Origin of the sequence: Syntrophorhabdus sp., assembly GCA_012719415.1 — a bacterium.
Classification (GTDB): domain Bacteria; phylum Desulfobacterota; class Syntrophorhabdia; order Syntrophorhabdales; family Syntrophorhabdaceae; genus Delta-02.
This window is the reverse complement of record JAAYAK010000309.1, coordinates 1-3,208: the sequence shown is the minus strand read 5'-3', so window position 1 is coordinate 3,208 and position 3,208 is coordinate 1. Positions and strand designations below refer to the sequence as shown.

5 protein-coding genes and 1 pseudogene are annotated in these 3,208 nt (G+C 56.6%); 3 read left to right on the top strand and 3 right to left on the bottom strand.

All coding sequences use genetic code 11. The features are described from left to right. Nucleotides 1–639: 639 nt before the first annotated feature. The 3 genes and pseudogenes from GXX82_17220 to GXX82_17210 all read right to left on the bottom strand — a co-directional run bounded on the left by GXX82_17220 (nt 640) and on the right by GXX82_17210 (nt 1,556). Nucleotides 640–887: pseudogene (locus tag GXX82_17220) on the bottom strand (hypothetical protein). Between the two features lie 160 nt (nt 888–1,047). Further along, on the bottom strand, nt 1,048–1,377 hold the full coding sequence (locus GXX82_17215; protein NLT24786.1) for a type II toxin-antitoxin system PemK/MazF family toxin: 330 nt from the start codon (nt 1,375–1,377) through the stop codon (nt 1,048–1,050). Further along, nucleotides 1,374–1,556: a hypothetical protein gene (locus GXX82_17210; GenBank protein NLT24785.1), complete on the bottom strand. Its 183-nt coding sequence runs from the start codon at nt 1,554–1,556 to the stop codon at nt 1,374–1,376. The genes GXX82_17215 and GXX82_17210 overlap by 4 nt, the downstream gene beginning before the upstream one ends. 277 nt (nt 1,557–1,833) lie before the next feature. On the opposite strand from GXX82_17210, the gene GXX82_17205 reads away from it, so the two are divergent. From GXX82_17205 to GXX82_17195, 3 genes are all read left to right on the top strand, one after another. Continuing rightward, on the top strand, nt 1,834–2,340 hold the full coding sequence (locus GXX82_17205; protein NLT24784.1) for a hypothetical protein: 507 nt from the start codon (nt 1,834–1,836) through the stop codon (nt 2,338–2,340). Nucleotides 2,341–2,495: 155 nt separating this feature from the next. After that, entirely contained in the window at nt 2,496–2,672 is a 177-nt protein-coding gene (locus tag GXX82_17200) for a DUF2281 domain-containing protein (protein NLT24783.1), read from the top strand. Then, on the top strand, nt 2,657–2,992 hold the full coding sequence (locus GXX82_17195) for a type II toxin-antitoxin system PemK/MazF family toxin (protein ID NLT24782.1): 336 nt from the start codon (nt 2,657–2,659) through the stop codon (nt 2,990–2,992). The genes GXX82_17200 and GXX82_17195 overlap by 16 nt, the downstream gene beginning before the upstream one ends. Nucleotides 2,993–3,208: the final 216 nt, after the last annotated feature.

Here is a 3,208-nt window from a genome sequence, read left to right as displayed (position 1 = left end):
GTAGCCTCCACCTGAGTACTATTTCATTTCAATGATTCTACGGTCGCCGGGGAGAAAGATAACTATTTCCATAACCACGGGTGTGAGAACCGTCCTCCGCATATGGAGAGCGACTCGACTCGCTCGGGCTGAATGAGCGGCAGATCGCCTCCATACACTACCTGAAGAGCGGGGGCTCCATCTCAAATCAGGAGTGTCAGCACCTCTACAATGGTAAGAAGTCAACCGCAACACGGGATCTTACAGATCTTGTTTAACGAGGCATTCTCCGTAAAGAGGGAACGGCAGGAGCGGGCGTGCGCTACTCGCTGAGGTATGCAACGGAAGAGGGATCGTAGAGGATCAACGTAGGTCAAAAGGGATCATCAATTGGCCCATAATGGGCTCATCCATGGTTGCAGTGAATACTCGAAACCAGAGCAAGTGCATCCGTTCTCCTAAAACTGTCACTATAGACTTTTTTTAATTGGCTCACGTCTCCCGCCGATTGCAGCCGGTATGCCCCCAACTGTACTCCTGGGCAGGACCGAACGGCAGGGCGAAGACGCCATGTCCTTCTACCTTACATTCCTCCGGCGGAGTGGAAACAATGCACCCGAAACACCGTATGGAACAGTCACTCATCCAGTCTCTCTGGACTTATCCCCCGCCGAGCACCTTCACCAGCACCGCCACCACCCCACCCACAACCCCGCCGGCCCCGGCACTCACCGTCGAAAGCCGCCGCTCCTCGCCCGCCTTCTCCGCCCGCCAGCCCTCCAGCGCCTGGATCCGGGCCTCAAACTCCTCGTCCTGCGCCTCCATCTGCCGCAACATCCGGCAGATCCACTTCACGTCCCGGTTCGTCTCGTAAAACCGAGCTTCCGGGTGGTCTTCTCCTCGGTCATCCTGGTAACCCCCCTGGAGGAGAGTAGGACGCCGAAGAGAAAAAGCCTGGCCGTAAGGGATATATCAGGAAAATCAGACGCAAATCCGCGCCCCCATAACGTGCGGAGCGGGAAGTCCATGATCGACAGGTGCAGAGGTCACTCCTCTACCTTTCAAAAATCAAATTTGAAACAATGCACAGAGTTTCGTGTTGACGCTTTCTCTGTAGTGTGTATCAAGCTCACCAAGTTCTGCGATGACCAGATCCTTCAAAACAGTAGCTATTTTGTCCAATCTGATCACCGAATCCACCTTTAACCCCGAATCTTCAAACCCTGGCGTATCCTTCCGGACAAGGATCTCCGCTTCAGTTGTTTGAGGTCGGGTTTGAGAAGAGATAAACGCGAGAATGAAATCAGATCTCCCTTCATAGAGGACGAGGGCAGGACGAAGCTTTGAAGATGTCAGATCGGTAAAGGGAAATGGAATGAGGACAATTTTTCCTTTCACAGGTACACGACCTTCGCATCATCAAGGGTATAGATGTCTGGTTCGTCCTCGAGAAATTCTTGCAGGGAACGCTCAGATAACTTCATTATTCCGATAGTTTCATGCTGGCGCATCAACTCGTCAAGCATATTCCTTATTTCTGTCACCCCCTCTTTGATAACCTCAATATCTGATTTCATCGCAGTTCCTCCCGAGCAGCACCTTCGTCAGTCTAACAGTAATTACCGTTTCTCTACATAAAGATCACTCCTGACTCTCCGGGACCCATGCGATGGGGTGACTGACCCCCCGGCCTCAATCGGGGGCCTTCTGCCTGCTTTCTGCATAAAACTCAGGCAAAACTCCTGATCGGAGCCCGTTCCCCCCTCCCCAATAAAGTCAGGCTAATCCCCTCCCGGGTATACCCTATAATCGTCTGTCATATTCCCGGGAGCATGCAGACATGGAGCAAAACCCATGGCAGACTTCGTGCAGAAGACCGTGAACAAAACGGCGGTCCGGGACCTCGCCGTCCCGATCGCCGACGTAACGTCGTTTAACAACCTCATCGAGAGCGTCATCGAGGACAACCCCTTCGGGTGCGTCGGGTATACCGGCTCCGACGGGCAGCCCGTCGCGGCAGTCATACGGAACCGCGAGCACTACACCGCGAAGGTGAACTTCCTCGACGGCGAGGGCAAGCGGGTGGGCAACGTCTCCCTGCAGTCCCCGACGATCGCCGCCTTCGAGGCGAACGCCGCGGAGGCTCTCGCGAATGCGGCCCTCGAGACCGCGATGGGCGGAGAGGCCGTCCGGAACGCCCCCGGTGAGACCTACTACGCTCAGCTCAAGTGCCACGACCCGTCGGGTGATGACTATTACGTCACCTTCACCCGGACGACCGTCCGGCTCTCGTCCTACCAGGACGACGCCATCCGGACCGCGGTCGATGCCTGGGCTGACGCCGTGCCCGCACTGGCGTGAAGCGGGGGGCTCTCCCCCCACTCAATTTTTCTCAGTGTCGGGGGCACAGATCGCCCCGGTAAACAACCCCTCTTCAGACAGAGATATGTAGATTGAAGCACCAGAGGATCGTATACCGTAGAGGTGAGGCTGCCATGACCCAAGTCAAAGAGGAGATCATCAGAGAGTTGAACGACCTCCCGCCCCGGACATACGGTGAGGTGCTCGATTTCATCCGGTACCTCAAGTCCCGGCGCCGGAAGGCCGCCCCCGACACCGCCCTCGCGAGCGAGCCTGCGCTCCGGAAAGACTGGCTCCGGCCCGAGGAGGAAGAGGCGTGGAAGGATTTGTAAAAGGGGATGTCGTCATTGTACCGTTTCCTTTCTCCGATCTCTCAACCGTGAAACGAAGGCCGGCTCTTGTTGTCGCGACGCCCGACGGGGATGATGTCGTTCTCTGTCAGATCACGAGCCAGCAGGTCCGGGATCGCTATGCCGTCGGTATCACCGACATGGATTTTACGGAGGGAACACTCCGCAAGTCGAGCAACGTCCGGCCAAACCGGCTCTTCTCTGCCAGTACCAACCTGATCCTCTACCGGGCCGGCCGTCTCAACGACCAGGCCCTCGCATCGGTCATCGACCGGATCGTCGAGATCCTGCAGGCAGAGTAACTTCCTGCCCCAATGTTCTGCCGGGAACCTGCAGCTGCAGCCTTCATGTCATCCTTCACTTTCAACCCGCGCACGCCTCACCTTTAACAATCTCCTCTTCTCCAGACTCTCCTATGACGCATTCTCCCCTCCTCCGCCACGACGAGACCCTCTTCCGCGACCGTGACGTCTTTGAGTTCACGTTCGTCCCCGACCACCTCCACCACCGCGACGCCC

Coding starts and splice junctions, on each gene's coding strand:
- GXX82_17205 (NLT24784.1), top strand. CDS start 1,834: ATGGCAGACTTCGTGCAGAAGACCGTGAACAAAACGGCGGTCCGGGAC.
- GXX82_17210 (NLT24785.1), bottom strand. CDS start 1,556: ATGAAATCAGATATTGAGGTTATCAAAGAGGGGGTGACAGAAATAAGG.